Annotated in this window: 29 protein-coding genes; 17 read left to right on the forward strand and 12 right to left on the reverse strand. The window is 72.3% G+C overall.

The window, feature by feature from the left end:
- A partial coding sequence (locus tag VKN16_26065) for a pyridoxamine 5'-phosphate oxidase family protein (protein ID HME97687.1) occupies nt 1-171 on the reverse strand: 171 nt, incomplete at its 3' end.
- Here VKN16_26065 and VKN16_26070 point away from each other — a divergent pair.
- The 6 genes from VKN16_26070 to VKN16_26095 all read left to right on the forward strand — a co-directional run bounded on the left by VKN16_26070 (nt 170) and on the right by VKN16_26095 (nt 4775).
- Entirely contained in the window at nt 170-700 is a 531-nt protein-coding gene (locus VKN16_26070; protein ID HME97688.1) for a mismatch-specific DNA-glycosylase, read from the forward strand. The genes VKN16_26065 and VKN16_26070 overlap by 2 nt on opposite strands.
- Before the next feature lie 30 nt (nt 701-730).
- Nucleotides 731-1516: an SDR family oxidoreductase gene (locus tag VKN16_26075; protein ID HME97689.1), complete on the forward strand. Its 786-nt coding sequence runs from the start codon at nt 731-733 to the stop codon at nt 1514-1516.
- A gap of 20 nt (nt 1517-1536) precedes the next feature.
- The gene (locus tag VKN16_26080) at nt 1537-3162 is read left to right on the forward strand and encodes an AMP-binding protein (GenBank protein ID HME97690.1); all 1626 of its coding nucleotides are present in this window, start codon (nt 1537-1539) and stop codon (nt 3160-3162) included.
- A gap of 35 nt (nt 3163-3197) precedes the next feature.
- On the forward strand, nt 3198-3662 hold the full coding sequence (locus VKN16_26085) for a TIGR03618 family F420-dependent PPOX class oxidoreductase (GenBank protein HME97691.1): 465 nt from the start codon (nt 3198-3200) through the stop codon (nt 3660-3662).
- 143 nt (nt 3663-3805) lie between these two features.
- Complete coding sequence (locus VKN16_26090; GenBank protein HME97692.1) at nt 3806-4000, forward strand: hypothetical protein; 195 nt, start codon at nt 3806-3808, stop codon at nt 3998-4000.
- A gap of 193 nt (nt 4001-4193) precedes the next feature.
- Entirely contained in the window at nt 4194-4775 is a 582-nt protein-coding gene (locus VKN16_26095) for a tetratricopeptide repeat protein (GenBank protein HME97693.1), read from the forward strand.
- Nucleotides 4776-4803: 28 nt separating this feature from the next.
- Here the strand turns inward: VKN16_26095 and VKN16_26100 are convergent, their stop codons facing one another.
- Nucleotides 4804-5016 (reverse strand): hypothetical protein, encoded by a 213-nt coding sequence (locus VKN16_26100; protein ID HME97694.1) that lies wholly within the window; start codon nt 5014-5016, stop codon nt 4804-4806.
- 23 nt (nt 5017-5039) lie between these two features.
- Nucleotides 5040-5495 (reverse strand): CHRD domain-containing protein, encoded by a 456-nt coding sequence (locus tag VKN16_26105; GenBank protein ID HME97695.1) that lies wholly within the window; start codon nt 5493-5495, stop codon nt 5040-5042.
- Between the two features lie 317 nt (nt 5496-5812).
- Between VKN16_26105 and VKN16_26110 the strand changes: the two genes are divergently transcribed.
- From VKN16_26110 to VKN16_26145, 8 genes are all read left to right on the forward strand, one after another.
- Entirely contained in the window at nt 5813-6700 is an 888-nt protein-coding gene (locus VKN16_26110) for a polyphosphate kinase 2 family protein (protein ID HME97696.1), read from the forward strand.
- 263 nt (nt 6701-6963) lie between these two features.
- Complete coding sequence (locus VKN16_26115) at nt 6964-7176, forward strand: helix-turn-helix domain-containing protein (GenBank protein HME97697.1); 213 nt, start codon at nt 6964-6966, stop codon at nt 7174-7176.
- A gap of 312 nt (nt 7177-7488) precedes the next feature.
- Nucleotides 7489-8877 carry a di-heme oxidoredictase family protein gene (locus VKN16_26120; protein ID HME97698.1) on the forward strand — a complete coding sequence of 463 codons (1389 nt, stop codon included), beginning with the start codon at nt 7489-7491 and terminating at the stop codon, nt 8875-8877.
- Nucleotides 8878-9035: 158 nt separating this feature from the next.
- Entirely contained in the window at nt 9036-10445 is a 1410-nt protein-coding gene (locus VKN16_26125) for a CoA transferase (protein HME97699.1), read from the forward strand.
- A gap of 31 nt (nt 10446-10476) precedes the next feature.
- A complete protein-coding gene (locus VKN16_26130; GenBank protein ID HME97700.1) occupies nt 10477-11586 on the forward strand; it encodes an LLM class flavin-dependent oxidoreductase in 1110 nt (369 codons plus the stop codon).
- Nucleotides 11586-12350 (forward strand): acetoacetate decarboxylase family protein, encoded by a 765-nt coding sequence (locus VKN16_26135; protein ID HME97701.1) that lies wholly within the window; start codon nt 11586-11588, stop codon nt 12348-12350. Before VKN16_26130 ends, VKN16_26135 begins: the two co-directional genes overlap by 1 nt.
- A gap of 22 nt (nt 12351-12372) precedes the next feature.
- Nucleotides 12373-13224: a CoA ester lyase gene (locus VKN16_26140; GenBank protein ID HME97702.1), complete on the forward strand. Its 852-nt coding sequence runs from the start codon at nt 12373-12375 to the stop codon at nt 13222-13224.
- Between the two features lie 321 nt (nt 13225-13545).
- Nucleotides 13546-14313, forward strand: a complete 768-nt coding sequence (locus tag VKN16_26145) for a transporter (protein HME97703.1) — start codon at nt 13546-13548, stop codon at nt 14311-14313.
- A gap of 21 nt (nt 14314-14334) precedes the next feature.
- Here VKN16_26145 and VKN16_26150 read toward each other — a convergent pair whose 3' ends face one another.
- The gene (locus tag VKN16_26150; protein HME97704.1) at nt 14335-15216 is read right to left on the reverse strand and encodes a branched-chain amino acid ABC transporter permease; all 882 of its coding nucleotides are present in this window, start codon (nt 15214-15216) and stop codon (nt 14335-14337) included.
- A 143-nt stretch (nt 15217-15359) separates the two neighbouring features.
- Between VKN16_26150 and VKN16_26155 the strand changes: the two genes are divergently transcribed.
- From VKN16_26155 to VKN16_26165, 3 genes are read left to right on the forward strand one after another with little or no spacing between them, the layout of a single operon-like run.
- The gene (locus tag VKN16_26155; GenBank protein HME97705.1) at nt 15360-17036 is read left to right on the forward strand and encodes a glycosyltransferase family 39 protein; all 1677 of its coding nucleotides are present in this window, start codon (nt 15360-15362) and stop codon (nt 17034-17036) included.
- 37 nt (nt 17037-17073) lie between these two features.
- Nucleotides 17074-17607 carry an ABC transporter substrate binding protein gene (locus VKN16_26160; protein ID HME97706.1) on the forward strand — a complete coding sequence of 178 codons (534 nt, stop codon included), beginning with the start codon at nt 17074-17076 and terminating at the stop codon, nt 17605-17607.
- Nucleotides 17608-17621: 14 nt separating this feature from the next.
- Entirely contained in the window at nt 17622-19058 is a 1437-nt protein-coding gene (locus VKN16_26165) for an NTP transferase domain-containing protein (protein HME97707.1), read from the forward strand.
- 43 nt (nt 19059-19101) lie between these two features.
- Here VKN16_26165 and VKN16_26170 read toward each other — a convergent pair whose 3' ends face one another.
- From VKN16_26170 to VKN16_26205, 8 genes are all read right to left on the reverse strand, one after another.
- Entirely contained in the window at nt 19102-19602 is a 501-nt protein-coding gene (locus tag VKN16_26170; GenBank protein HME97708.1) for a hypothetical protein, read from the reverse strand.
- 12 nt (nt 19603-19614) lie between these two features.
- Nucleotides 19615-20019, reverse strand: a complete 405-nt coding sequence (locus VKN16_26175; GenBank protein ID HME97709.1) for a DUF3597 domain-containing protein — start codon at nt 20017-20019, stop codon at nt 19615-19617.
- Nucleotides 20020-20069: 50 nt separating this feature from the next.
- Nucleotides 20070-20615, reverse strand: coding sequence for a lipid-binding SYLF domain-containing protein (locus VKN16_26180; GenBank protein HME97710.1), 546 nt, complete (start codon nt 20613-20615; stop codon nt 20070-20072).
- A gap of 167 nt (nt 20616-20782) precedes the next feature.
- On the reverse strand, nt 20783-21652 hold the full coding sequence (locus VKN16_26185) for an LLM class F420-dependent oxidoreductase (protein HME97711.1): 870 nt from the start codon (nt 21650-21652) through the stop codon (nt 20783-20785).
- Entirely contained in the window at nt 21649-23004 is a 1356-nt protein-coding gene (locus tag VKN16_26190; protein HME97712.1) for an MmgE/PrpD family protein, read from the reverse strand. The genes VKN16_26185 and VKN16_26190 overlap by 4 nt, the downstream gene beginning before the upstream one ends.
- Nucleotides 23005-23676, reverse strand: a complete 672-nt coding sequence (locus VKN16_26195; protein HME97713.1) for an EthD domain-containing protein — start codon at nt 23674-23676, stop codon at nt 23005-23007.
- Nucleotides 23677-23708: 32 nt separating this feature from the next.
- Nucleotides 23709-24944, reverse strand: coding sequence for an LL-diaminopimelate aminotransferase (locus tag VKN16_26200; GenBank protein ID HME97714.1), 1236 nt, complete (start codon nt 24942-24944; stop codon nt 23709-23711).
- Between the two features lie 35 nt (nt 24945-24979).
- Complete coding sequence (locus VKN16_26205) at nt 24980-25903, reverse strand: hypothetical protein (protein HME97715.1); 924 nt, start codon at nt 25901-25903, stop codon at nt 24980-24982.

Genomic DNA, 25903 nt, shown 5'->3' on the forward strand with positions numbered 1-25903 from the left:
GCCCTCGCGCGTGACCCAGACCGGCGCCGACTGGGGCGAGCCGTCGGACATGAGCGTCGCAAGGTGGGCGAAGTTGGGGCCGTCGAGCAGCTGCTTGACGTCGTCGCTGAGCGGCATCGGCATATGGACCTCCTGGGAGAGATAGTGTACCCGGCGGCGGCCTGAGGCCATGACGAGGCGGCGAGGGCGGCAGCTGCGGCAGCTGCCGGCGATCGTGGGGGCGCGGCCGCGTGTCCTGTTCGTGGGGATCAACCCGTCGCTGCGGTCGGCCGAGGTGGGCCACCATTTCGCGGGGCCGGGCAATCCGTTCTGGCGGCTGCTGCACGCGGCCCGGCTGATCCCCACCGCCTTCACCTACGCCGACGACGGGCGGCTGCCCGAGCACGGGCTGGCGCTCACCAACATCGTGCCTCGCGCGACCCGGGCCGCCGCCGAGCTGACGCGCGCCGAGTTCGCGGCCGGGCGCGTGCAGCTGGCGCGGCGGATCCGCCGCGCCCGCCCCGAGGTGGTGGCCTTCGTGGGCGTCACCGTGTACCGGGCGTTCTTCGGCGCGGCCGCCTCCGGCGGCCCCGGGCCCAAGCGAGAGCGGATCGGCCGCGCGCGCGTGTTCGTGCTCCCGAACCCCAGCGGGCTCAACGCCTCCTATCCCGGCTTCGGCGACAAGCTGATCTGGTTCCGGCGGCTGCGGCGCTGGGTGTAGACTCGACCCCTCACGGAAGGAGGATTCGCGATGCGACTGGCCGGCAAGATCGGGATCGTGACCGCGGCGGCCTCCGGCATGGGCCGGGCCGGCGCGCTGCGCTTCGCCCGCGAGGGCGCGCAGGTCGCGGTGGTGGACGTGGACGCGGCCGGCGTGACGCGCGTGGTGGACGAGATCACCGCCGCGGGCGGCACCGCGCACGGTCTGGTCGCCGATCTCACCGCGGACGAGGACTCGCGCCGCATCGTGTGGGACACGGTGAGCCGCTTCAAGGGCCTCGACTTCGTGTGGAACCACGTCGGGCATCCGGGGCCCGCCGCGGTCGAGGGCATCGACATGGTCGCCTTCGATCTGGCCATCTCTCTCAACCTCCGCTCGATCCTGCTCACCACCGAGGCGGCCATCCCGGAGCTGCGCGCCCGCGGGGGCGGCAGCCTGCTCTACACCGCGTCGACCTCCGGGTTGCAGGGCTCCGCCTACAGCCCGGTGTACTCGATGTGCAAGTTCGGCGTGGTCGGCTTCGTCAAGAGCCTCTCGGTGCGGCTGGCGCCCGAGAAGATCCGGGTCAACGCGGTGTGCCCGGGTCCCATCGACACGCCGATGCTGCGCGTGTTCGTGGCGCGCCCCGACCAGAAATCCACCGCGGGCATGGATCCCGAGGACCTGGTGCGGCGGCGCGCCGCCGGCTCGGTCCCGCTGGGGCGCACCGGCCGGCCCGAGGAGATCGCCAACGCCGCGCTCTTCCTGCTCTCCGACGAGGCGTCGTTCATCACCGGCGCGGCACTGCCGGTCGATGGCGGGGTGACCGCGGCCTGACCCCCACGACGCGGGAGCCCATGGCGCGGCCGCCCTGGTCGGAGTGGACGCTCGTCCACCTGGTCCGCGGCCAGGCCGCTCGGCACGGCGAGCGCCCGTTCGTGCGGTTCGAGGACGGGCAGGGCTTCACCTTCCGCGAGCTGCACGACGAGACCGACGCCCTCGCCGGCTCGCTGGCCGCCCTCGGCGTGCGGGCCGGCGATCGCGTCCTGAGCCTCATCGGCAACCGCGCCGAGGCGATGGGCCTGCTGTTCGCGACGGTGAAGCTGGGCGCGATCTGGGTGCCGATCAACACCGCGCTGCGCGGGGCGTTCCTCGAGCATCAGCTTCACAACGCGGAGCCGCGCGTCGTGGTCATCGAGGACGCCCTGGCCTCCAACCTGGCCGACGTCACCGTCGGGGCCGTACCGCCCGAGGCGCTGATCGTGGTGGGCGATCCCGCCACGCCGACGCCGCCGTGCCTGGCCGGGATCCGCCGCCTCGGCTTCCGGGACCTGCGCGGCCTTCCGGCCCCGCGCGATCACGCGCTCGGCACGCCGGACCCGGGCGACGTGGCCATGATCCTCTACACCTCGGGGACGACCGGCCCCTCGAAGGGCGTGCTGATCCCGCACGCCCACTGCTTCCTGTTCGGGCTGGGCACCGCGGAGGCGACCGCGCTGACCCCGGCCGACCGCTACTTCATCTGCATGCCGCTCTTCCACGCCAACGCCCTGCTCCTGCAGTTCGTGGGCAGTCTGATCGCCGGCGCGGAGGTCGCGGTCGCCGAGCGATTCCGGGCGAGCACGTGGCTCGCCGAGGTGCGCGCCGCGCAGGCCACCGTCACGAACGGACTCGGGGTCATCCCCGAGTTCATCTTCCGCCAGCCGCCGACCGATCGCGATCGGGACCACCGCCTGCGCCTGATCGTCTCGGTGCCGGTCGCCGAGGAGTGGGGCCACGCGTTCGAGTCGCGCTTCGGCGTGCCGTTCATGCAGCTGTTCGGCATGACCGAGTGCAACATCGTGGCCTACACGCGCCTGGGCGACGCGCTGGTCCCGGGCTGCGCCGGCTATCTGCTCACCGAATGGTTCGACGTACGCATCGTGGACCCCGACCGCGACGTGACGCTGCCGTTGGGACGCGTCGGGGAGATCGCGATCCGACCCAAGGTGCCGGGCGGCTTCATGGCCGGCTACTTCCGCATGCCGGACCGGACGGTGGAGGCCTGGCGCAACCTGTGGTTCCACACCGGCGACGCCGGGCGTCTCGACGATCAGGGCCGGCTGCACTACGTCGACCGCATCAAGGACTGCATCCGCCGGCGCGGCGAGAACATCTCGAGCTTCGAGATCGAGCAGGTCCTGAACGCGCACCCCGCGGTGGCGGAGTCGGCGGTCGTCGGCGTGCGCCTGGCCGGCGCGGGCGGCGAGGACGAGGTGAAGGCCTGCGTGGTGGCCGCGCCGGGCGTCGCCCTCGACCCGGTGGCGCTGCTCGACTGGTGCGCGCCCCGCATGCCGCACTTCGCGGTCCCCCGCTTCGTCGAGGTGGTCCCCGACCTCGCCAAGACCGCCACCGGCAAGCTGCAGAAGACCGCGCTGCGGCAGGCCGGCATCACCGCCGCGACCTGGGACCGCGAGTCGATCGGCTACGTGGTCCGACGCTGACCCACATTCGACCCGACCCTTCTCAGGAGGCCCCGATGGCGACGCACCAGCCGCTGCCGCCGCAGATCGAGCAGTTCATCCACGACAATCCGCAGGGCGTCCTGACCTCGTTCCGGCGCAACGGCATGCCGCAGCTCAGTATCGTGACGGTCTACCCGCGCGACGGCGGCGTCGGCATCTCCATCACCGAGACCCGCATGAAGTTCAAGAATCTGGTGCGCGATCCCCGCTGCTCGGTGCTGATCTCGCACGCCGATTGGTGGTCGGGATTCCTGGTCTTCGAGGGCAAGGCCGAGCTGACCCACTCGGGCAACACCGATCCCGAGGCCCTCCGGGCGGCGCGGCGCCACATCTACAGCGCCACCACCCGCCGGCGCAGCCGCGACTGGGCCGAGTACGATCGCATCGCGGCGCAGGACAAGCGCGTGGCGATGCTGCTGCGGCCGGATCACGTCTACGGGACGGCGCTGGCCCGGATGCGCGAGGCGCTGGCCAAGTAGCGGCCGGCCCTACCCGGTAATCCTTGCCGCTCGGTCGCGGCCGGGCCGCCGCCGCAGGCGCCATCGCGGCTTCGAGGCCCCGACTCGCCGGGCGGCACGGCGGTTGCCCTTATCCTCCGGCAGATCAGCCAGGAGGTGCAGCCATGATGGGTCGGACGACGCTCGTGCTCGGGACGCTGCTGATCGCGGGAAGCTTCGCGGCGACGAAGGACCTGGGGTACGACGATGCACCGGTGATGACGCAGCAGGCCGACTCGGCGGCGGCCGAAGCGGCGGCCGGCGATTGGTGGCGGCAGGACGCGGTGACGGTCCAGCCCGACCAGATCTTCGAGAGCTGAGCGGCCGGCGATAGCCACAGCCTCCCCGCGTCATCGCTGCCCGACGGGGACAGAAATCCTCCCGTCGGGCAGGTTGCCGCTCCGCGCGCGATGTGCCGCCTCACAACGGTGCGATCTCGCGGCACACCCGCGCTGGCACGTGCGATGCCATCCGATTGGCCCGGGGCGACATTCAGGCTCCGGGAGGTGGGCGATGTTCCCTTCGGCGCCGCTTTCGATCCAGAGCAATCAGCGCGACATGATTGCCGACGCGTGGCTCGAGCAGCAGAAGCGGGAGAAGGCGCGTCGTCGGCAAGCCGAGCAGGTGACCGCCGACTTTCAGGTGGAGACCGAGCGGGCGTGGTCGCTGCTCGAGTACGGCCGGCCGAACGAGGCCCGGCGCGTCCTGGACGGCGTGCTCGCGCGTCACCCGAGCGAGTCCTGGGCGCTCTTCCTGTTCGGGGTCTGTCTGCTTCGCACCGGGGATCTGGCTCACGCCGAGTCGGTGCTCTCGGAGGTGCTGGGTCAGTCCCCCGCCGACCCTACCACCGCGTACTATCTCGGGCTCGCGCGCGAGCGTCAGGGACGCACGGCGGAGGCGCACGAGATGTACCAGCGCGCGCTGGATCTCAACCCCGACTTCAAGGCGGCGCGGGCCCGGCTCGAGCCGGGTCCGGGGCTGCGGCGGCGCATCGAGCCGGGGCCGAAAGCGGAGCGCGCGCCGGGCCGCGGGCGCGCGCTGTTGCTGGTGATCATCGGCGCCGCGGTGTTGGTCGCGCTCACGATGGCCGGCTAGGCCGGGCGCCGGGCGGACCGGGCGGCGATCAGCCGGCGGGCCGACGCGCCGAGAAGAACACCACCCGCAGCCGCGACGCCGCGTGGGCCAGCATGGGCGCGTTGTGACCGGTGGCGACGAGACGGCCGCGCTCGTCCAGCCGCCCCAGGAGCCGGCGAGTCACGATGCCGGTGCCGCAGGCGGTCTCGAGTACCCGCGCGCCCGTCGGCACGTCGAGCCGCGCGGCCATCTCATCGGCCATGTCATGCTTCCGGTGCCGGAGCGCTATTGCTTCAACTGGGCGCGAATCTCCCCGTTCGGATGCGCCGCGCTGTGCACGTTGACGTAGAGGTTGCCGGCGCGCAGGGCGTCCAGCTGCGCGCTGCTCAGCTCGGTGTTGCCGGGCACGACCCACGCGTTGTCTCCGCTCTTGAGCAGGGTGATGATCACCGGTCCGTTCTGTCCCGCCGCGCCCATGTGGATGTGGGCCGCGGTGCCGTTCATGTTGCTGGTCTTCACCGCGCCGGTCACCACCTTGTCGTTGAGGAACTCGATCGTGCTCACGCCCGAGGCCTGCGTGTTGACGGGCGGCACCTCCTGCCCCCCGGTGAGCATCGTGCCGTTCCCGGCCGCGGTCATGCTCCCGGTGCGGCTCGGGGTCTGCGAACAGGCCGAAACGGCGAGCAGCGTCGCCACCGCGAAGCCGGACCACCACGTCACGCGATGCAGTCTTCCGTCCATCGATTGCCTCCTGGGTCGGCAGTGCGTTGTGTCTGCCCGGGCAGCGGCATCGTTCGTGCCAAGCGCCGGCGCCCCGCCATCGTCGCGTCCCAGAACGAGGTTCGCGACGGGCGGGCGAGCCTCGGCTCCAACCCTTCTCGGTAGGGCTTACCGGGAGCGGAGACACGACCGACCCGCGGGCGCGGACCGCGGCCGTCCCGCGGGCCGCGCTCACGCGGATGACGGATCGCGAGTGCTAGAATGCGACCCGGTCGAGCCGGAACCCGTCGCAGCGTGAGAGGCGAGGTGCGCGCGTGAACCGAAAAGAGATGAAGCGGATGGTCAAGATGGCGCACAAGCTCGCCAAGCCGTTCCGGGTCACCGACGACGGCTTCCGCCTCAAGGACGTCGACCCGGGGGACACGCTCGACTTCACCTCCGAAGACAAGTCGCGCGCGAAGGACGCCCTCGCCACCGGCATCGACGTCCTCGCCGAACTGCAGGACATGCTCTACGCCCAGGATCGCTGGTCGGTCCTGCTCATCTTCCAGGCCATGGACGCGGCGGGCAAGGACAGCGCGATCAAGCACGTGATGTCGGGCATCAACCCGCAGGGCTGCCAGGTCTTCTCGTTCAAGGCGCCGTCGCCGGAGGATCTCGACCACGATTTCATGTGGCGCTGCCTGAAGTGCCTGCCCGAGCGCGGGCGCATCGGCATCTTCAACCGCAGCTACTACGAGGAGACGCTCGTGGTCCGCGTGCATCCCGAGCTGCTCGCCGCGCAGCGGCTGCCCGCCGATCTGGTCACGAAGGACGTCTGGGATGAGCGGTTCCAGGACATCCGGGCCGCCGAGCGCCATCTCACCCGGAGCGGGACGGTGATCCGCAAGTTCTTCCTGCACGTCTCCCGCGAGGAGCAGCGGAAGCGCTTCCTCGAGCGTATCGAGGAGCCGGCGAAGAACTGGAAGTTCTCGGCGAACGACGTCCGGGAGCGCGAGCACTGGGACGAGTACATGGACGCCTACGAGGACATGATCCGGAACACCGCCACCAAGCGCGCGCCGTGGTACGTGGTGCCCGCCGACCACAAGTGGTTCACGCGGGTGGTGGTCGCCTCGGCGGTGATCGAGGCCCTCGGGTCCCTGGACCTCGCCTACCCTACCATCGGCGACGCCAAGCGGAAGGACCTGGCCGCCGCCAAGCGGCAGCTGGTCGCCGAGGAGTAGCGCCCGAACCCGCGGCCTCGCTGCGCAGCCTTGGACCGGCCCGACCCGAGCCACGCACCTCCCAGAGACCCGTCGGAGACACTGTCGCCCTTCCGGGGCCGCGTAAATACCGGGGGCAGCGTGTAAATCCTCGATGGTCCCCGTGTAAATTTCACATTGTATGAAGACAGTTGCGGGCACCGAAACACACGAATCGGCGCTTGTTGACGGAGAAGCTTCTCCGCGCGGGCGAGGTACGAATTATGCGTGGGGCCTCAGCGACCATGGACGCGGCTCGCCTCATTCCCCTGCACGAAGCCATGATGGAGTTCAAGCGCAAGGTGGTCCTCGACGCCCTCGCCCACTACTCGGGCAACCGTAGCCGAGCCGCCGCCGCCCTCCAGATCGAGCGAACCTCGCTCCTGCGCTTGCTGCGCGAGCTGGAAATCGCCGAGGTGGTCCCCGCCCCGCGCGGCCGGCCCGCCGGCCGCGGCTAGCTCCCCGCCCGTTTCATCTCGATCCCCGGTCGCGCGACTGCGCGACGATTCCTCTTCGCTCCTCGTGGTGACGACAACGATGACATCGTCGACCCGCCGCGCCGGCGATCGGGGACGTCCGCACCGTGACGTCGACAGGTCGACTGGGCGTGACACCGATGCGACACGCGTCGGCGCGCGTGGCACAGATGTCACATTGACCCGCTTCCCGGCGCCGACCTAGATTCCGCGAGACACGAGCGCTCGATCGGCGGTGGCGCCGTCGCGCGCGCTCGACGCATCGCCTCGCTGCTCCGGAATCGGGAGGCGCACATGACGAAGACGCGGCTCACTCTGGTGGCTCTCGCCGTACTCCTTCTGCTGACCAGCGTGGTGAGCGCGCCTCGCGCGCAGCTGGCCCTGCGCGCGCGCGACCCCGGCCCTCGCGGGGGACCGGACGCGGCGGGCGGTCCGCTGCACGGCCTCACCCGGTCGCAGATGACCTCCTTCGAGGCGGGCCGCGCGGACTTCCTCGAGGAGGAAGGCGTGGGTGACGGCCTCGGCCCGCGCTTCAACCTGAACAGCTGCGGGGGCTGCCACGTCCAGGGCGGCGTCGGCGGCTCGAGCCCCGCGGTGAATCCGCAGTTCGCGATGGCGACCGCGATGGGCGCCCGCAACACCGTCCCGTTCTTCATCAAGCCGGACGGGCCGGCACGCGAGGCCCGGTTCAAGTTCAACGCCGACGGCACGCGGGACGGCGGCGTGCACGCCCTCTTCGTCATCAGCGGGCGGGTGGATGCGACCGGGAATGCGTCCGGCTGCAACATCCGGCAGGAAGACTTCGCGGCGCAGGGCCGAGCCAACAACCTGATCTTCCGAATCCCCACCCCGATCTTCGGGGCCGGGCTGATCGAGCAGATCCCGGACAGCACGATCCTGGCCAATCAGACCGCGGCCGCGCCCCGGAAGGGCACGCTCGGCATCCGCGGGCGGCCCCACCGGTTCCCGCTGAACGGCACCACCAACCTCAGCGGCAACGACGGCACCATCGCCCGCTTCGGCTGGAAGGCGCAGAACAAGTCGCTGCTCATGTTCTCCGGCGAGGCCTACAACGTCGAGATGGGCATCAGTAACGAGCTGTTCCAGACCGAGCGGGACGAGACCGCGAATTGCCAGTTCGCGACCACGCCCAACGACGTGACCGGCGGCGAGGCGGGGAACGCCATCGAGGGGATGAGCGCGATCGAGAAGTTCTCCCACTTCATGCGCTTCCTGGCCCCGCCGAGGCCGTCGACGAACCGGCCGGGCAACGCCGCGTCGATCGCGAGCGGCAAGAACCTGTTCCAGAGCGTGGGCTGCGCGCTCTGCCACACTCCGACGATGCAGACCGGCAACTCGGCGGTGGCCGCGCTCCGCCACCAGCCGGTCAACCTCTACTCGGACCTGCTGCTGCACGGCATGGGCCCGGGCCTGGCCGACGACATCCCACAGGTGCAGGCCGGACCCGACGAGTTCCGGACCGCGCCGCTCTGGGGATTGGGGCAGCGGCTCTTCTTCCTCCACGACGGGCGCACCACGGACCTGCTCGAGGCGATCCAGGCGCACGCGAGCGCCGCCAGCGCGAGGTTCCGCGCCTCCGAGGCGAACGGCGTGGTGGCGACCTACAACCGGCTCAGCGAGCAGCAGAAGCAGGACGTGTTGAACTTCCTCCGCTCTCTCTAGCCGCCGCATCCGCCGAGGCGGCGCTCCGGCCGGCGACGACGAGCCGGCCCGGGCGCCGCGCGGCCCCGGCGGCCGGGGGCCGTCTCCCCTTCGGAAGTGAGCGGAGCGCGCGGGCCGCGCTCCGCTGTACACTTCGCCCGGGAGATCGCCGCCAGGCCATGAGCCACGACGCCCTGCGCACGATCCTGCCGGTCGCCGGCGTCGAGCCGGACCTCGCCCGCTCGGTCGAGATCACCGGTGGCGCCGATCCGGTCCTTCCGACCTCGTTCCGCATCGGCGAGGTCGGCGCGGCCGCCCTGGCCGCGGTGGGGGTGGCGGTGTCCGAGCTGTGGGCGCTGCGTACCGGCCGGCGCCAGCAGATCGGAGTCGACACGCGCCGGGCCACCGCCTCGCTCCGCAGCGGGCACTATCTCCAGCTGGACGGGGCGGCGATGCCGACCGACCGCAACACCATCATGGGCGTCTACCCCGCCCGCGACGGACGCTGGAGTTACCTGCACTGCAACTTCCCGAACCATCGCGCCGCCGCGCTGGAGGTGCTGGGCGTGCCCGAGGATCCCGAGGCGGTGCGCCGAGCGGTGGCCGGCTGGGACGCGCTGGCGCTCGAGGAAGCGATCATCGCCGCGAAGGGCGCCGGGGGCATGGTCCGGAGCATGGAGGAGTGGGCGCGGCATCCGCAGGCGGCCGCGATCGCCTCGCTGCCGCTGCTGGAGATCGTCAAGATCGGCGACAGCGCGCCGGAGGCCCTGCCCGACGGCGATCGGCCCCTCTCCGGCGTCCGGGTGCTGGACCTCACCCGCGTGCTCGCCGGGCCGACCGGCGCGCGCACACTCGCCGAGCACGGCGCCGACGTGCTGAAGATCACCGCGGCCCACCTGCCGAACCTCGGCTACCAGGAGTACGACACCGGGCACGGCAAGCTCTCGGCCTATCTCGACCTGCGCGAGCCCAAGGACGTCGAGACCCTGCGCGCGCTGGTCCGCGAGGCCGACGTATTCTCCCAGGGCTACCGGCCGGGCACGCTCGCCGCCCGCGGCTTCTCCCCGGAGACGCTGGCCGGGCTGCGCCCGGGCATCGTCGTGGTCTCGCTGTGCGCCTTCGGCCACGTCGGCCCGTGGGCCTCGCGCCGCGGGTTCGACACGGTGGTGCAGACAGTGAGCGGCATCACCCGGCGGCAGGGCCATCTGTTTCCCGGTGCCGAGCCGGGCCCGCAGTTCTACCCGGCCTCGGCGATCGACTACATCACCGGCTATCTGATGGCCTTCGGCGCGCTGGCCGCGCTGGCGCGCCGGGCGCGCGAGGGCGGCAGCTGGCTGGTGCGCATCTCGCTGGCGCAGACCGGCCGCTTCATCGTCGGCCGCGGCGAGGTGCCCGAGAGCCGGCTCGCGAACGTGCCCAAGGAGTTCTCGCCCGAGGAGATCGCCCGCTGGTCCACCACGAGTGACACGCCGGCCGGTCGCCTGCGCCACCTCGCGCCGGTCGTCCAGCTCTCGGAGACGCCGGCGCGGTGGGCCCGCCCGTCCGTCCCGCTCGGCCATCACGAGCCGGCCTGGCCTCCGCGGCCATGACCGCCGCAGCCGCCGCATCCAGGAGGAGCCGATGAAGTTCGGCCTGTTCTACGAGATCTCGGTGCCGCGCCCGTGGACGCGCGAGTCGGATCGCACCGTGTACCAGAACGCGCTCGAGCAGGTGAAGCTCGCCGACGAGCTGGGCTTCGACCAGGTGTGGGCGGTCGAGCACCACTTCCTCGAGGAGTACTCGCACTGCCCGGCCCCCGAGCTGTTCCTGACCGCCTGCGCGATGATCACGAAGAAGATCCGCGTCGGCCACGGCATCGTCATCTGCGTGCCGGAGTTCAACCACCCGATCAAGATCGCGGAGCGCACCGCGGTGCTCGACATCCTCTCCGGGGGCCGGCTCGAGGTCGGCACCGGCCGGTCCGCCACCTGGACCGAGCTGGGCGGCTTCCGCGCCAATCCCGACACCACCAAGAAATCGTGGGACGAGTTCGTGCGCTGCCTGCCGAGGATGTGGACGCAGGAGACCTTCAGCTACGACGGCGAGTTCTGGTCCATGCCGGAGCGAACGATCGTGCCCCGGGTGTACCAGCGGCCGCACCCGCCGCTCTGGGTCGCGGTGACCTCGCCGGGCACCGAGCTGGACGCGGCGGACCGCGGCCTCGGCAGCCTCGGGCTCACCTTCGGGCAATTCGCGGAGCAGGAGCGGCGCATCGCCGAGTACCGCCGGCGCATCCGGTCCTGCGAGCCGGTGGGCGCGTTCGTCAACGATCAGGTCAGCACCGTGAACTTCCTGTACTGCCACGAGGACGACGCCACCGGCCGCGCCACGGGACGGCGCATGGCCGACACCTTCAACTATCTCGCCGCGCAGCTCATCTCCGCGCGCGAGGCGTTCCCGAGCCGCTCGTACCAGTCGCTCGGGCTGCTGCCCCAGCTGCGGCGCCAGGCCACCGGACCCGACGCCAGCGAGCAGGCGGGCGAGGGGCTCGCCCTCGGCGGCCCGCAGCGCGTGCTGAACGCGCTCAAGCGCTGGGAGGCGGTCGGGGTGGACCGCGTCAACTTCCTCATGAACGCGATGGAGGTGATCCCGCAGGCCGACGTGCTGCAAAGCCTCCGGCTCTTCGCGCGGGAGGTCATGCCCGCGTTCGCGAGCGACAAGCCGGCCAGCGGGGCGGCCGCGGGCGCCTGATGCCCACCTTCGGCACCCTCGAGCTGACCGGCGTGGTCGACCGCCTCCCCACCATGCGCGATCTCGAGACCGAGGCGTGGACGCTGCCCGGCGCGGAGATCCTCCAGCTGGCCTTCGAGGTCCCGCGCGCGACCGGGTCACTGCTGCCGCCGGCGATGCATCCGGCGATTCCGCCGTACGCGACGATCTGGGTCACGCGCTATCCCGAGAGCCCGGTCGGCCCCTTCATCCTCGCTCAGCTCCGGCTCATGGGGCGCGCCGGCGCGCATCCGCGCGGGCTCGTCCTGGGCGCGGTGGCCAGCACGCCCGACGCGGCCACCGCGCTGCGCGAGCGCTGGGGCCTGCCGGTGGTGGCGGGCCACGTCACGTTCACCCGCCGGCACGACCGCATCATCACCACGGTGACGCGCGACGGGACGACGGTGCTCGACGGCGGTCTCATCGATCCCGAGCCGATCTCCCCCGGCGACGTGCAGTACATCCACTCGGTGACGCTGGCGCAGGCGCCGCTCGACGGCACGACGGCTCCGCGGCTGATCCAGGTCGACTCCCGCTACACGCTCAAGAACGCCGACCGCGGCCGGCCTCACGTCGGCGCGCTGGTGCCGGAGGCGTGGAACGCCGGCCCGCTGCGCCTGCTCAATCCCATCGCCGCGACCGTGACCGCGAGCGACACCGACCTGCCGCGCATCCGCTTCGTGATGGACGCCCTGGTGCCGGTGGTGCGGGGCACCCGGCGAATCCGCGAGTCGCGCGAGGAATGACCGCCGCCGATCTCGCGCGGCCATGAGACCGCGACGCAGCGTGCTGTTCATGCCCGGCTCCAGCGCGCGGGCCCTCGAGAAGGCCCGCACGCTGCCCGCGGACGCGCTGATCCTGGACCTGGAGGACGCGGTGGCCCCGGAAGCGAAAGCGGGGGCGCGCGCCCGGGTCCTGGCCGCGGTGCGGGCCGGCGGCTACGGCCCGCGTGAAATCATCGTCCGGCTGAACGGGCCGGGCACCCCGTGGGGAGCCGACGATCTCGCGGCGGTGGCGCAGGCCCCCGTCGACGCGGTGCTCCTCCCCAAGGTCGAGTCCGCGGAGACCGTGACCGCGGCGCTCCAGCGTCTGGGTCCGACGCGCGACGTCTGGTGCATGCTGGAGACGCCGCGCGGCGTCCTGAACGCCGCGGCGATCGCCGCGGCCAGCCCGCGCGTGGGCGCGCTGGTCATGGGCACCTCCGACCTGACCAAGGACCTGCACGCGCGTCCCACGCGCGACCGGATTCCGCTCCTGACCAGCCTGGAGCTCTGCGTGCTCGCGGCTCGTGCCGCCGGGATCACCGCGCTCGACGGCGTCCACCTCGACCTCGACGACGAGGCCGGCTTCGCGGCCGCCTGTCGGCAGGCCGCCGAGCTGGGCTTCGACGGCAAGACGCTGATCCATCCTCGACAGGTCGCCGCCGCCAATGAGGCCTTCGCGCCCGGCGCGAGCGAGGTCGACTGGGCCCGCCGGGTCATTGCCGCCCATGCCGACGCCGTCGCCGGCGGGCGCGGCGTGGTGGTGCTGGACGGTCGCTTGATCGAGAATCTCCACGTCGACGACGCCCGGCGCGTCCTGGCCCTGGCCGAGACGATCGCCGCGCGCTCGGCGGGCTGAGCCCGGCGGCCCGCGTGGTCGGAGCCGGGCCAAAGGGCGGGAAAGTTTCTCCCTGGGTGGGGAAAGGACCACCGGCCCGGCGTCCGTCGGAGGTGTAACCCCAGGATTCCACTTGCCCCCTGTCGTGGTCCGCCATTTGCTCTGTCCGACGGCACCAACGAAAGCGAGGTGGGCCGGGATGATGAGTGCCGACGTCCTGTGGTGGCTGGGAGTGTTCCTCTCGCTCGGGGTGGTGGCCGGAGTCGCCTGGATCTTCGACGCCTGAGCGCGATATCCCGGGCCGCGCCGCTCACGTTCGAGACGGCGAAGGCGGCGCTGCGGATGGCGGTGGCTCTGGCCCTCATGGCGGCCGGCGTCCCGGCCGCGCGCGCCGACGAGATCGAGCCCGACCGGCCGGAGGTCACCGAGAGCGCGCGGCTGGTGCCCCGTGGGGCCCTGCAGCTCGAATCCGGCCTTGCGTACTCGCGGGAGCGTCGCGGCGGCCGGCCGACCGAGGAGACCGTCGAGGCCGAGGCGGACCTCCGCCTCGGCCTCCTGCATGACCTCGAGCTGAACCTCGGCTGGTCGCCCCTGGTGCGCGTGCGCGGTGCGGACGACGACACCGGCATCGGCGACGTCACGCTGGGAGTCCGGTATCGCTTCGTCGAGGGCTTCGAGGACGCCCGGTGGCCGCCGCACCTGGGCGTGAAGGTCTTCGCGAAGCTGCCCGCGGCCGAGGAGCCGATCGGCACCGGCCGGCCCGACTTCGGCGTGCTGCTGCTCGCCAGCTTCGAGCTGCCGCACGATTTCGAGCTCGAGGTCAACGTGGGCGCCGCCGCGGTGGGCCAGACGCGCCCGAACGGCTATCTCGCCCAGGTCATCGCCACCGCCTCGCTCTCCTACGACATCACGCCGTCGCTCCTGGGCTTCCTCGAGATGCTGTCCAACTCCGCCGACGAGCGCGGCGGGCGCGGATTGCTGGCGGTCAATGTCGGGCTCGTCTATCGCCTGACGCGCCGGCTCGCGATCGACGCGGGGATCCAGACCTCCCTCGCCGGCCAGGGACCGGACTACGTCGTGCGCGCCGGGCTCAGCGTGCTCTGGCGGTAGCCCCGCGCGACGCGCCCGGACCTAGATCCGCTCGATGCCGGGCGTCCCGAACAGACCGTACGGCCGCACCAGCAAGACGCCGAGGAGCACGAGATACGGCGCGAGGCTGCTGAACCCCGCGCCCAGCACCGGGTCGAGATAGCCGGCCGCCTCGCTCTCCAGCACCCCGATCAGCAGCGCGCCCACCACGGTGCCCACCACGCTGTCCATGCCCCCGACCACGACGATCGGGAACACCTTGAGCCCGACGAGCACGAGGCTCAGTCCCCCGCCCCCCACCGCGGCCGAGAGCGTGCCCGCCACCACCGCGATGACGCCGGCCATGGACCACGTGAGCACGACGTGGCGGTCGATGTCGATGCCGCTCGCCATCGCGGCCTGCGGATCGTCCGCGATCGCGCGCAGGGCGAGGCCGGTGCGCGTGCGATAGACCCGGGCGACCATCAGCACGCCGAGGCCGGCGATCGCGGCGGCGATCAGCTTGCCGGGCACGAGGAAGAGCCCGCCGATCTCGATCGGCTCGGACGGCACCGGCAGCGAGATGGCCCCGGAGCCGGCGGGAAAGAACAGCACCGTGGACGCCTGCAGGACCGCGCCGAACCCGATGGTGACCATCACGAGCGAGATCGGCGATTGGCCGATCAGCCGATGCAGCACGACGCGGTTGAACGCCAGCGCCAATACCGCCATGCCCGCGGAGGCGAAGGCGAGCGCCCCGGCCAGGGGAAGGGCCAGCGCGTGCGTCCCGGTGCCGACCAGCTGCGCCGCGAAGGTCACCCACTCGCCGAGGCAGAAGTTGATGACGCGCGAGGCGCGGTACACCACCACGAAGGCCAGCGCCACCAGAGCATAGACGGAGCCGGCGAGGATCCCCTCCACGAGCAGCGCGACGAAGAAGAGCATGCGCCTGGGCCGCCGGTACGGTAGCACGCCGTCGATTGACTTGCCCCGGGCCCTCTGCCAGCATCGGCCCGAGAGCCGATCCCCATGCCACGCCGAGCGACGCTGCGCGAGCGCACCCGCGCTGGTCACCCCACGCGCCGGCCGTGAGCTCGGCGGCGGGCGGCCGGCTTCGGAGCCTCCGCGCCCGCTGGCCGGGGCTCGCCGACCTGGGACTCATCGTCCTGATATGGGCGGTGCCCCTCGTGGCGCTGCGCCCGCTGCAGGATGCGCCCTTCGTCGACGACTGGGTCTACGCGTGGGCGGTCGAGCACCTGCTGCGCACCGGCGAGCTCAAGATCCTGGACTGGTCGGTGAGCCAGAACGTCGCGCACGTGCTCTGGGGCGCGCTGTTCTGCCTGCCGCTCGGCTTCTCGTTCAGCGCGCTGCGCCTGTCCACGTGGGTGGCCTCGCTGCTCGGCCTGGTGGGCCTCCACCTGCTGCTGCGCGAGCTGGGCGTCCGCCGCGTCGACGCCCTCGTGGGCGTCGCGGTCCTGGCCTTCTACCCGGTCTACTTCATCCTCTCGCTGTCGTTCATGACCGACGTGCCGTTCGTCACGGTGACGATCTGGTCCTTCGCCGCCCTCGTCCGCGCGCTCACCCGGGGCTCGCCGCGCGCCCTGGCCGCCGCGAGCCTGTTCGCCTGCCTGGCCGTCGCGATCCGGCCGGTGGGCATCTTCCTCGCGGGCGTCCTCTTGCTCGCGCGATGGCCCTCGTCCACCCGCTGGTGGAGACCCACGCGGGTCCAGCTTGCCGCCGCGGCGGCGCCGATCGTCGTCCTGGCGCTCCTGACGCTGGCCCGGCCGTCGCTCACCGAATCTCGTGCCGACCTCACCTGGGTCCACGGCTCGTGGGCCTGGCGCTGGCAGGTGAACTTCACCTTCGACGGGCTCCAGCTCGGCGGCTGGCTCCTCGCGAACCTCACCGTGGTGGTCGGCACGCTCGGGGTCGCGCTGGCCCCGCTCGCGCTCGGCAGCCTCTCGCGCGAGCGCGCGCGCGTCGCGCTGCCGGTCGGGCTGCTCGCGGCGGCGGCGCTGACCGGGACGCTCCTCGCTCGGGGCGGAGTCGGCGCGCCACTCGATCCGGAGTTCATCTGGAGCCTGCGCGAGCTGGGCGCGACCGAGGCGCTCGTTCCGCCGCTGACCGTGGCTCCCGTCCGCTCCCTGCCCTGGTCGCTCGCCGCGATGTTCGTGGCCACCCTGTCGCTCGCCCTCGCGCTGGCCCCGCTCGCTCGGCGCGGCCTGCGCCCCGAGGCGGGCGGCCTCGCCTGGGGTGCGCTGGGCTACTTCGCGATGGGCACGGTGCTGTGGCTGTTCTACGACCGGTACGCGCTGCCCCTCGTCGCGATCGTCGTCGCGCTGCGGCTGGGCGCGGCCGGGGTCCCGCGGCGACGGCTGGCGCTGCTCGGCGTGGCGATGATGGCCACGGTGAGCGGCGTGGGCACCTGGGATCATCTGCAGTACAACCGCGCGCTGTGGACCGCGGTGGCGTGGGCTCGGGACACCGGGATCGACGCGCGCCGTCTGGACGGCGGCTACGTCATCAACGGCTGGCTGCAGTACGCGCATCCCGAGCACGCGCAGCGGGCCGCCAACGGCGGCGTCGCGGTCTCCGACGTGAACGGGGGCCGCCCCGGCCGCTACGGTATCGTCAAGCGACTGCCCGCCGGGGCCCGCGTGCTGCACGCGGTGCCCTACCGGCGCATGCTGGCGCCGTCGGGCACGCTCTGGGTCGTCGATCGCGCGCCGGACGGCTCGGCCGGGCCGCCGGACGGCCGCCACTGATTGCCTTCGGCCCGCCGACGTGCAACAGTACCTCGCCGTGAGGTTCCGGACGCTCGCCCTCGTCGTGGTGGCCGTCTGCAATCTCGGCGCGACGCACCCCGCCGACGCGCAGCCGGCCGCGCGAACCTGGCGGATCGGCTTCCTCTCGCTGGTCGCGGAGGACCTCGAGCAGTACAAGCCCTGGCTCGCCGCCTTCCGTGACGGACTCCGTCAGCTGGGCTACGTCGAAGGGCAGAACCTGGTCCTCGAGCAGCGCTACGCGGCGGGGCGCATCGATCGCCTCCCCGCCCTCGCCGCCGAGCTGGCCATCGAGCAGCGACTCCCCACCTCGGGCTCGCACCGCGGCTGGGCCGAGGGCGGCCTGCTGATGTCGTACGGCACGGACTTCGTCGCGATGTTCCGGCACGGGGCGGTCGTCGTCGACAAGATCCTGAAGGGCGCGTCCCCCGCCACGCTTCCGGTGGAGCAGCCCACCAAGTTCGAGCTGGTCATCAACGCGAAGACCGCGAAGGCGATCGGGCTCGCGATTCCCCCGTCGGTGCTCGTCCGGGCCGACGCGCTGATCCAATAGCCGAGGATCGACACGTGCCCCCGAAGGCGGTCGTCCTCGCCGCCGGCGCCGGCGTCCGCCTCGGGGCGCTCACCGAGCGCTCGCCCAAGTGCCTGCTCCCGATCGACGGCCGCGCCCTGCTCGACCACCAGCTGGAGACGCTGGCCGCGGCGGGGATCACCGACGTCACGGTCGTCGCCGGTCATCTGGCCGACCGCGTGATCGAGCACGTGGCGGGCCGATGCCGCGTCGTCCGCAACGACCGCTACGCCTCCACCAACAGCATCGTGTCGCTGCACGCGGCCGCCGACGCGGTCAGGGGCTCGGCCTTCGTCTTCCAGAACGCCGACGTCCTGTACCGCCCGACGATCGTGAAGCGCCTGCTCCGGTCGCCGCACGCCAACGCGTGTCTCGTCGATCCGCTGCGTCCGCACGTCGACGGCGAGTTCCACGTCGAGCTGCGCGAGGGACGCATCGTGCGGTACAGCCGGGACGTGCCGCCCACGCGATCGGTCGGGGAGAGCGGTCAGCTGGTGAAGATCGGCGCGCGCGACTCGGCGGCCTTCCTCGACCGCATCGACGCGGTCATTGCCGCCGGGGGCCAGCGCGAGTTCCCCAACCGCGCCTACGACGTGCTGATGAGCGGCGACGGGCTCTGGCCCGTGTACACCGCGGGATTGCCGTGGTGGGAGATCGACACGCCGGCGGACTACGAGCGCTGCGCCCGGGAGCGGACTCGCCTCGACGGGCCGCCGGCGGCCCGATCGCCGCTCGCGCTGGCCCGCTCCTTCCTGCACCGCCCACGGATGCCGTCGCCCTATCGCCAGCTCGCCCGCGCCCTGGCCCGCGGCCGCCGGCATCCCGCCCGGGCGTCGCGCCATCTCGGCGCCGTCCGAGCCGGTCGGCTCGGGCTGGCCGCCTTCGATCTGCTGGTCAACGGACCGCGGGTGCTGGCCGAGACGCTCGCCCTCGCCGCCGAGGCGGGGTTACGGCCGTTCCTGCTGTGGGGCAGCCTGCTGGGCTGCGTGCGCGACGGCGGCTTCATCGTGGGCGATCGCGACATCGACCTCGGCATCCTCGACGGCGACGCGGCTCGGCTGCCGGCGTGGCGAGCGGCCATGAGGGCCCGCGGGTACGGCGTGCGCATCGACAACGAGTTCAAGCTCTCGCTGGTGCACCCGCAGCACCCGCGCCTCTTCGTCGACGTGGACGTGGTGAAGCCGGCCCGCGGCGGCTGGGCCATCACCAACGCCGACGCCGATCCCGCCCGGATCTTCCACTACCGCTTCGACAAGTCGATCTTCGCGGGCCTGCGGATCGCCAGCTTCGTGGACGGCATCGAGGTCGCCGTCCCGGCCGACCCGGAGGGCTTCCTCGAGGCGGTGTACGGGGACTGGACCGTGCCGGAGCCTCCGGTCCACTACCTCTACGGCCCCCTCAACGTCGAGGTGGAGATCCGTTCGCCACGATGACCTCTTGCCGATCGACGTGATCCCGTCCTGAGGACCGGGTCCTTCAGCCTTTCACGCCGAGGGCGCCGGATATCTCGGCCAGCGTCGCCTTCTCGGCCTCGCTGACGCGCACGCCGCCGAAGCCCAGGAAGCCGCCCTCGGTGGAGGCCTCGGCCACCGCCTGGCTGATGTGACGCAGCCACGCCTTGAAGGCGGCCGCCTCGTCCGGCGCCTTGGCGTCCAGCAGCGCGGCGGCGTCGCGCACCGCCGCGACCGCCTTGGCCTTGACCTCGCCAGGCTTGCTGCCGGTGAGCGTCGCCTGCAGCCGATCCCGGGCGGCGGCGCGGCCTTCGGACGTCTCGAAGTCCGCGGCTACCGCCTTGATCAGCTCACTGGATTTCGTATCGCTCTTGGCCTCGAGCAGGGCGTGGCCGGCGACCATGCTCTCCTTCAGCGTCCCCCACAGCCCGCTCGGCTCGGCCGCGGTGACCGCGATGCCGGCCATCATCACGCTCTGCAGCACCTTCGTCCATTCCTCGGGGGAGAAGCTCGCCTTGCTCGCCATGCGGGGTCCTCCTCAGCTCAGCAGCTCCTTCGGGACGTTGCCGCCGTTGTCGGCCAGCTTCTGCAGCACGGTCTTGTGCAGCCACATGTTCATCTGCGCGGAGTCGCCCATCTTCTCGGCGGGACACCCCAGCTCCGTCGCCAATTCCTTGCGGGAGGCGAGGCTGCTGTCGAGGTCGAGGAGCTTGAGCAGGTCCACGATCGAGACCTTCCAGTTGAGCTTCTGCGGATTCGCGGCGGCGAGGCCTTCCAGCTTGGCCACCACGTCCACCACCGTGATCGCCACCGGCGGGGGCGGCGCGGTGACCACCGGGGCGGCCGGCGCCGACGGCACCGGGGCAGCCTGGGGGGCGGGAGCGGCTTCAGCGGCGGGACGATTGAATCCGAGCTTCTGAAGGATGCTGCCGAACAGGCTCATGGTGGATCCCCTTTCCTTTCGCTTGGGCGCGCCAGGGCCGGACGCGCGGCTCACTTGGCCATGTAGGTGGTCCGCTGACCGCCGAGCGAGGCCTCCGCCATGGCGCCGACCAGCGGCCGCACGAAGACGGCCACGCCGTCGACGAAGCGCGCGTTGGTGGCCGCGCCGGTCTCGGCGATGATGGCCGACGCGTTGGCGCCGAAATCGGTGCGGTTCTGCTTGAAGCGGTCGAGCGCCGCCTTGTCCTCGAACACGATCAGCTCGCTGTAGGTCTGGCCGCCGGCCTGCAGGCCGAACGAGGCCTGGGTCACGTCGGCATAGCCGATGTGCTGGCCCCGCTCGAAGACGACGCCGCGGCCGTAGGCGCCGCCGAAGACGAGCCCGCCCTTGGTGATCTCGGGGAAGAAGGCGAAGGCGTGGCTCTTCTTGGCCATCTCCTCGATGCCGGGATCGAGCTTGCTCCATTCCTGGCGCTCGGCTTGCGCCTTGCGGGTCAGCTCGTCCTTCTCGGCGGTGGTGGTGGGAGCGGTGCTGCAGCCGGCCAGCAACCCGGCGGCCAGGCAGATCGCGGTGACGATGCTCGCGTCTCGGGCCATGCCCTGTCCTCCTCGTGATCGGGGGGTGACGACGGTGACCGGATACCGGCGAGGCTCCACCCGAACCCGACGCGCGTCAAGGGGGACTCACGGCATACGACCAAGGTCCCATGGCGATTCGACCACGGAAGGGTCGGGGAAATGTCGTAATGCAAGACCTGACCCCGTCAGCGGAAGTGCGCGATCACCTCGCGGCCGTAGCGCAGCACGTCGTCCGGGGTCTTCACCTGCGCGGGCAGGCCGGCCGCCGCGCTCACCGGCACTCCGACCCGCGAGATTCCCTGGCGGGCGAGTGCCTCGATCTCCGCCGGGTCGGCGGGCGCCGCCACCGTGATCTCGATCGACTTCGGATCGCGGCCGGCGGCCTCCGCGGCCCGCCGCATCTCATCGAGCAGCGCGGGTGACGGGGTGCGGGCCGGGAAGTAGCCATCGCCGAGCCGCCCGGCGCGGCGCGCGGCCGCCGCGGTGTCGCCGCCCACGATGATCGGGATGCGCCGCTCGGGCGGTAGCGGCCGGCAGTAGACGCGCTCGAACGACACGAACCGGCCCTTGAAGGTGGCGCACTCCTGGCTCCACAGCGCGCGCATGGCCTCCACGTACTCGTCGGTGCGCGGCCCGCGGTCCGCGAACGGCAGGCCGAGCGCGGCGAACTCCTCGGCGAGCCAGCCCACGCCGATGCCCAGCAGCACGCGCCCCCCGCCGGCCAGGTGGTCGAGCGTGGCCACCGCCTTCGCGGTCACCACCGGGTTGCGCTGCGGCAGGATGAGGATCGCGGTGCCGAGCTTGATCGTGCGGGTGGCCGAGGCGATGTAGGCGAGCCAGATCAGCGGGTCGGGGATCGGGAAGTCCTCGAGGCCCGAGCCCATGCGCCCGGAGGCGGAGTACGGATAGCGCGACTGGTAGGCCTGCGGCACCACCACGTGCTCGACCGTCCAGATCGAGTCGAAGCCGGCGGCCTCGGCGGCCTGCGCCAGCTCCACCGCCGCCGGTCCGTTGCCATAGCGTCCGAGGCTCGCGTAGCGCAATCCGAACTTCATGGCCGCTCTCCTTTGAAGGTGAGGCGCAGCAGTGGTCCGACGTCGGGCAGCGTGGGCAGACGCCCGAGGTGCTCCAGGAGCCGGTCCACCTGCGCGCCGGGCAGGACGACGCCGGCCAGCCGGCGGAACTTCTCCTCCACGTCGCGTCGAGACACCGGACGGCCGGGCGTGCCGCGCGCCGCCCGCACCGCCTCGTCGAGCACGCGCCCGTCACGCAGCCGCACGCGCATGCGGGCCTCGGGGATGCGGAGCGTGGAGTCGGCCACCGGCCGGATGCGGCCGGCCAGCGCGAGCAGGCTCGGCTCGGGCGCGGCGAAGTCGGACTCGGCGGCGTCGCCCCGGCTGAGCGCGAGCGCCGCGCAGTAGGCCGCGCTGAACTTGGCCTCGAGCCCGGTGCGGGGCGCCGGAATCGCCGCGACCTTGACCGCGAGCGGCGGCACGTGGCACTCGACTTCGGCGATCGCCTCGGCCGCCGGTGCGGCGCGCTCGCGGATCGCGCGGCCGGCGTCGATCGTCGCGTGCAGCAGATGGCAGGCCGCGTAGAGCTTGGTGCTGTTGTCGAGGATCTCGAAGCGGGTGCCCAGATCCGCCAGGGCCGGGCTCAGGTCGGTGAGGCCGACGAAGGTGCCGGGCAAGCCGGGCCGCGCGTCCAGGATCCCGGTGGGGCCGGTGAAGCCCTCGCGGGCGAGCAGGGCGGCCAGGATGCCGTTCATGGCGGCCTTGCCCGGATGGAGCGGCTTGCTCATCGTGCCGAGCGACTGCTCGAGCCCGGCGGCCTGCGTGCCCGCGATGCCGAGGGCGCGGCCCATCGGCTCGGCGGTGAGCCCCAGCAGCCGGCCCGCCGCCGCGACTGCCCCGAAGTGGCCGAGGACCGCGGTGACGTGGAAGCCGCGGTCGGCGAGCAACGGGCCGATCACCCGGCCGATCCGCGTCTCGACCTCGAAGCCGGCGACGAAGGCTTCGAGCACGGCCGCGCCGGAGCGGCCGCGCCACTCCGCGACGGCCAGCGCCGCCGGCGCGACCGGCGCCGAGCCGTGGACGATCGAGGCCAGGTGCGTGTCGTCGAAGTCGAGCGCGTGCCCCTGGGCGCCGTTGGCCAGCGCGGCCAGCAGCGCGCTGGTCCGGCGGCCGCGCCCGATGATCGTCGCCTGCGGGTCCCCGCCGCTGGCGCCCACCACCGTGTCGAGCGCGGCGGCCAGCGGCTCGGTCGAGCCTCGAATGGCCGCGCCGATCCAGTCGGTGAGGCAGAGCGCCGCGGCCTCGGTCACCGCGCCGGGGAGCGTGCGCAGGTCGAGACCCAGCGCGAAGTCGATGAGCGCGTCGGCGACCGGGGTCCGGCGATCGTCGGGCATCTAGGGCAGGATCACGTGCTCGGTGGTGATGATGATCGGCAGCGCGCCCGGCGCGATGAAGTGCGGCTCGTCGGCCCGCACGAGCGCGTACTGGGCGGTGCCGGCGGAGGCGCGCATCGCCTGGGTGTCGTCGAACCACGTGATGGCCACGCCGTCGTAGGCGGGCGTCCGTCCCCGCTCGTAGGCGGAGGCGCGCGTGTGGCTCTGCACGTAGCGGCGGATCATGGGGATCTGGGCGGCCAGTGGACCGTGGATGTCTCGCCAGTAGCGCTGGAACTCCGCCACCGCGAGACCGGGCTTGCGGGTGACGAGCTCCACGTTCTTGGCGGCCCCGGCCGGCACCGGCTCGTTCTTGATGACGTGCTCGTCGGTGGCGATCACCCGCGTCGCCGCGCGGTCGATGAAGCGCGCCTCGTCGGCCTCGACCGCCGCCATCTCCGGGCTGCCCCGCAACGCGTGCATCGCGCGGCCGTCGTCGAACCAGACCTCGGCGATGCCGTCCCAGACCGGCGTGCCCGTGCGATAGCCGGCCGGCCGCGTGTGCGACTGGACGTAGCGCCGGATGCCGGGCAAGCGCACCACCACCTCGGGATGACGCTCGCGCCAGTAGGCCTGGAAATCCTCCACCGACATCCCGGGCCGGCGCTTGATGCAGGTGACGACCTTGATCACGGCGGGATGATAGCAGCCGGCGCGCGGAGCGGCTAGCCGCGCAGGCGCGTCGCGATGCGCTGGACGGCCTCGACGCTGTCGGCGTGGGAGCCGAAGGCGGTCACGCGGAAGTACCCCTCGCCGCTCGGGCCGAAGCCCGAGCCGGGCACGCCCACGACCTGCGCCTCGGCCAGGAGCCGGTCGAAGAAATCCCACGACGACGTGCCCGCCGGCGTCCGGATCCAGATGTAGGGCGCGTTCCGACCGCCGTACACCGTGAGGCCGGCCCGCTCCAGCCCTTCGCGCAGCGTGCGCGCGTTGTCCATGTAGGAGTCGACGAGCCCGCGCACCTGCTTCTGGCCCTCGGGGGTGTAGACCGCGGCGGCGGCCCGCTGCACGATGTACGGCGGGCCGTTCGACTTGGTCGCGGTGCGCCGCAGCCAGAGCTGGTTCAGGCTGGCCGCCGCGCCGGCCGCGGTGCGGCCCTGCGCTTCGCGCGGCACCACCGTGTAGGCCATCCGCAGGCCGGTGAAGCCGGCGCTCTTGGAGAAGCTGCGCGACTCGATCGCGACCGCGCGCGCCCCCTCGATCTCGTAGATCGACCGCGGCACGTCGGGATCGCGGATGTAGGCCTCGTAGGCCGCGTCGTAGACGATCACCGCCTCGTGCGCGCGCGCGTAGTCCACCCAGCGGCGCAGCATCGCGCGGGTCATCACCGCGCCGGTCGGGTTGTTCGGGTAGCAGAGATAGATGAGGTCGACGGGCCGGTCGGGCAGCGCGGGCTGGAAGTCGTTCTCGGCGGTGCACGGCAGGTAGACGAAGCCGGGGTAGCGGCCGCTCGCGTCGGCGGGGCCGGAGCGCCCCGCGATGACATTGGCGTCGGCGTAGACCGGATAGGCCGGATCCATCAGGGCCACCACCGCGTCCGGCGCGAACAGCTCCTGGATGTTGGCCGCGTCGCTCTTGCCGCCGTCGCTGACGAAGATCTCGTCGGGCGCGAGCGTCACGCCGCGGCTGCCGAAGTCGTGCTCGGCGATCGCGGCGCGGAGGAACTCGTAGCCCACGTAGGGCCCGTAGCCTCGGAGGGTCTCGGCCCGTGCCTGCTCCCGGGTGGCCGCCTGCAGGGCGTCCACCACCACCGGCGGCAGCGGCAGCGTGACGTCGCCGATGCCGAGATCGATCAGGCGGGCGTCGGGATGCGCGGCCCGGTACGCCTGGGTCCGCTTCTTGACCTCGGCGAAGAGGTAGCTCGCCTTGAGATTGAGGAACGCCTCGTTGATCCGCGGCACGCCGGCTCCTCCTTCCTCGATGCTCGACCGCCCGGTCAGGACGCCGTTTCGGGACGGGAGCGGGCCCCCCCGGAGACGGTGATGGTGACGGTCTCCGTCCCGACCCGACCGTTCTCTCCGGCCGCGAGCGTGATGCGGTGCTGGCCCTCGGACAGCCGATCGACCCGCACACTGGCTCCCCGCCCGAGGTCGCCATCGAGCGACGACGTCCAGCGGAGGTGGTCCCGCTCGACCCGGGATTCCTCCATCCAGAAACCCTGTCCGAGCAGCTGCATCGGTCCGCCGGCAGCCACCACGGCTCCGTCGACCGGCGCCACGATGAACGCCTGACACCGCTTGAGGGCCACCGCGAAGGGCGGGCTCTCGACCGTGGTGGTATCGACGCCGTCCGTCGCGACGACCGCGACGAGGCATCGCTCGCCCCCCGGCAGCTGATCGAAGTCGACCGTGGCGTCGCGCGCCTCGGTGCGCCATCCCACCCGCTGCCAGCGCCGGCCCCCGTCGTGGCTGTACCGCAGCAAGAACTGGAGCGCGGCATCGCGAGGGGACCGTGCCTCCCAGGTCACGCGGTGCCGCCCGTGGATCTCGTCCGGCGGCCGCCAGGTCAACGCAACCTCGGGAGGCCGCTCCGCGCGCCGGATCTCGAGCACGACGCGGTCCCGGTGCGTGAAGCGCACCGCGCGCGTGTCGGGGTGAAACGGCACCCAGCCGCGCACCGCCTCCGTTGCCGGCCGGCCGTCGTAGGTGCACGGCGAGTAGACCCGCAGCGGGTAGCGGCCCAGCGACTCTCCCCTCTCGGTGAGCAGCTCGGCGGCGAGCGGGCTGTCGCCGACCCCCTCGCGGTCGCTCCACGGCGCCTGGGTGGTGAGATAGCACGGCCGCAGATGGAGCCGCCCGTCTCGGTACAGGCGACCGATCACGCGCAGGTAGCGGACCGCCGCGGACTCACCCGCCGGCAT

The sequence above is a fragment of the Candidatus Methylomirabilota bacterium genome (assembly GCA_035315345.1).
Taxonomy (GTDB): Bacteria; Methylomirabilota; Methylomirabilia; order Rokubacteriales; family CSP1-6; genus CAMLFJ01.